This window comes from Bradyrhizobium australiense (genome assembly GCF_013114825.1).
In the GTDB taxonomy this organism is placed as follows: Bacteria; Pseudomonadota; Alphaproteobacteria; order Rhizobiales; family Xanthobacteraceae; genus Bradyrhizobium; species Bradyrhizobium australiense.
In genome coordinates, this window is record NZ_JAAVLX010000034.1 from 1 (window position 1) to 2375 (window position 2375).

Genomic DNA, 2375 nt, shown 5'->3' on the forward strand with positions numbered 1-2375 from the left:
GGAGTTCGTCCACGCTGAGAAGCTCAGTTACAAAAAAAGACGCTGATTGCCGCCGAGCAGGACCGTCCCGATGTCGCGCGTCGGCAGGCGCAGTGGACCAAGTATCGGGATCGGATCGATCCCACTCGCCTGGTGTTCATCGATGAGACCTGGACCAAAACCAATATGGCGCCGCTGCGGGGCTGGGCGCCGCGCGGTCAACGCATCACATCCAAGGTGCCGCACGGCCGCTGGCGCACCATGACCTTCATCGCCGCTTTGCGCCACGATCGCATCACCGCTCCGTGGTTCATCGAGGCCGTCTCACCGGCCGAGCGCGCCAATTACTTCGCCAATGCCGGATATGAACAAACCTAATCTCATCATGCTCTAATGATCGAAGCCCCTGCTCATCCTTCAAGACGTACAAGCTACTGCCCCTCGTGCTGGCGATGTTGAAGGCAAGGCCGCAAGCTGATGACCAGACCTAAAGACCAACGAGCGCCGGATTAAGACCGCGCAAGCCAACGCGCACGGCCGCCGCCATGCTGATGCCGAAAGGAATCATGGCTACGATCGCGGCGACGTGAACAAAAGCCATTTCAAAGTCCCGTCCGGTCATTTATTGCCGGACTCCTTCCAGCATCAAGCAGTCAGTTTGCGTCGAAATTCACGAGGTCCTGTAGCCGATTGTGCAATACATTGAATAGACACCCCGTATCCTCGAGATTGTTCAAAACAACAACCGTCTAACATTCGAGGTGGTTGGCGAACTGGTCGGGCTCTCTGCTACCACATGTCAACGAACGACTGAGGAGGCTCCGTTCGAAGGGCGGGCGTTATCGAAGCCGATGTCTCAATCGTTTCGGCGAAGGCGGCAGTTAAACCTATTGAAATGCTTGTGCTGGTCGGCCTGAAGCGGGATCGTTCAGACATAATTGATGACATCAAGAACGCCATCAAATCGTCCTCAATGGATCGCTACCAGTGACGCTGACTTTGTCCTCAATACCGTGCGTAGCACGGAAGATTGAACAGCTCACCCGCCGCTTCTTCTATGAGAACCCAGTTGTCAAGGGGCCAAGTTCATAATGGAGCGCCTAAACGCGGGGTTTGCCGTTTTAATTGAGGCTCCGCCCAGGATTGATGCTGGTATTGCGTGCATCGCTCAGTCGCAAAGGACGCAAAAAACCCGTATTGTCGCGCCTTTATGCTGCTGTCGTGGCGATCGTCACGTGCTGTCAGTGAGTTCGCGCTCAGCGCAGCCGGATGCTTGCGTCAGCGCGCTCCGGACAGGGCAGCTCCGCGTGCAGCGGCGCCACTCCAGCATGCGCCGCACGTCGGGTCAAAAGAAGCGCCTTGCCCGCAGTGACCGCGTGACTGCTTCGACCTCGCGTGCACTCATTCTGAAGCAGCGCCCGAACACCAGCACTTTCTCGCGTAGGGTGAACGCGGGTTCGGGGTTGTCGAACTGCAGGACTACGCCGATGCGCCGGCGTGCCAGGCGAGCGCGCGCCGGCTCGCCGCACGCAATGATCTGCCGTACCGTGCCGAGACCGCGCGGCAACCGCGCTCTCGCGCGCGCCGCCCGTTTGGTTCTAGCAGACCGAAGCACTCTCCCGGGCAACGGTGAACGACAGCCGATCGCAACGGTTTTGTCGTTTTTTACGCTGGCAAGGTCGATTGGTAGCGTGGACAGCCTCATCTTTGAAAACACGGTCGGGCCGTGATAGCTCAGTTCTGAGGTTTTTTGGTCCACAGCACGCCGTCGGACCAAATGTGTTCAACGCGTCCCCACTGGCAGGCTGATGCGACATCCGGGAAGAATCCACGCCCATGGTGGTTGGCGCTCGTATTGCAAAGCAGCGGAATGCCCGTGAGCTTTTCATACTCGACCAGAAGCGCAGCGACCTTGTGCTGAGATGCTCTAGCAATGGTCTGCAATCGCGCAGATCCGTCGAGATGTACAACTGCGGGGATTTTGTCCCGCCATTCCGCCCGTGTCTCGTGATCGAACAGCATGTAAGGATCCGGCGTTCCTGGGTTGAAAATATCCGGCGCACGATCTTCTAGGCATATTGGCGCTACTGGCCGGAACTGCTCGCGAAGTTTGATGTCGTTGAGATGGTCCTTCATTCCCGCCGATGTCGCGGCTGCAAGAATGCTTCTGCTACCCAATGCCCGAGGTCCAAGCTCGGCGCGACCGGCAAGGAACACCACGGGCTTGTTGCTCGCGAGGATGATCGCAACTTCATGCACGCTGCACGGGGCGGCCTCCCATTCGGGCGGCACGTCGCTGGGTACCAGAGCCGGGCCACTGTAGACTGACCATTCCAGGGGCACGAAGCCTCTGTCCGCCGCCATTGCGGAGCAAGCAGCACCTATTGCCGCCCCGC

General features: G+C 58.7%; 3 protein-coding genes and 2 pseudogenes. 2 read left to right on the forward strand and 3 right to left on the reverse strand.

Going from position 1 to position 2375, the window contains the following annotated elements; translation table 11 throughout:
- A pseudogene (locus HCN58_RS35140) lies at positions 1-297 on the forward strand (IS630 family transposase); the annotation flags it as partial.
- Positions 298-466: 169 nt separating this feature from the next.
- Here the strand turns inward: HCN58_RS35140 and HCN58_RS37000 are convergent.
- On the reverse strand, positions 467-601 hold the full coding sequence (locus HCN58_RS37000; RefSeq protein WP_283814707.1) for a hypothetical protein: 135 nt from the start codon (positions 599-601) through the stop codon (positions 467-469).
- Between the two features lie 106 nt (positions 602-707).
- Here HCN58_RS37000 and HCN58_RS37305 point away from each other — a divergent pair, with 106 nt between their 5' ends.
- Positions 708-896, forward strand: a complete 189-nt coding sequence (locus HCN58_RS37305) for an Lrp/AsnC family transcriptional regulator (RefSeq protein ID WP_311966949.1) — start codon at positions 708-710, stop codon at positions 894-896.
- Between the two features lie 449 nt (positions 897-1345).
- Here the strand turns inward: HCN58_RS37305 and HCN58_RS37770 are convergent.
- Positions 1346-1684 (reverse strand): annotated as a pseudogene (locus HCN58_RS37770) (nodulation factor ABC transporter ATP-binding protein NodI); the annotation flags it as partial.
- Positions 1685-1713: 29 nt separating this feature from the next.
- On the reverse strand, positions 1714-2375 hold a 662-nt coding region (locus HCN58_RS35155), incomplete at its 5' end, for a carbamoyltransferase C-terminal domain-containing protein (RefSeq protein WP_283814708.1).

Bases quoted from the DNA above. Each gene is read 5' to 3' on its own strand.
- HCN58_RS37000 (WP_283814707.1), bottom strand. From the start codon at position 601: ATGACCGGACGGGACTTTGAAATGGCTTTTGTTCACGTCGCCGCGATC.